We start from the raw sequence: 394 nt of genomic DNA, 5'->3' as shown, positions 1-394 counted from the left end.
TAAAAAAGATACTAGCATAAAGCTAAGAGTAGCAGACGCTAAATATAAAGAAGCTACTAATAACACCTCTTCTTTAAATTCCATCAGTTCTACCCTAAATGCCAATAATATCAATATAGATACTAACTATGATATAAGTGTAAAAGGCTCAAACCTAAACGCAAAAGAAGATATTAGCTTAATTAGTAAAAATGGCAACATTTACATCTCAAATAGCACAGATACAATTGACACCACCTCCACTTTAAAAGAGGCACAGGCTGCCCTCTCCATCACTATGCAAAACGAATATGCCCAGATCGCTCCAGCTACTATAGCCCTACAAGAAGCCGTCAAACAACTAAATAGCGTAAAAAAAGAATACGAACAATATAAGAATGAAAAATCAAATTTA

At 33.8% G+C, this 394-nt stretch carries 1 protein-coding gene; it reads left to right on the top strand.

Translation table 11 applies throughout. From position 1 onward, the window contains the following. Positions 1–394 (top strand): hemagglutinin repeat-containing protein (locus UNSWCS_RS11235; RefSeq protein ID WP_035144244.1); only part of this gene is annotated, 394 nt, incomplete at both ends.

The sequence above is a fragment of the Campylobacter concisus UNSWCS genome, assembly GCF_000466685.1.
GTDB lineage: Bacteria > Campylobacterota > Campylobacteria > Campylobacterales > Campylobacteraceae > Campylobacter_A > Campylobacter_A concisus_A.
This window is presented reverse-complemented; position numbering and strand designations above follow the sequence as displayed.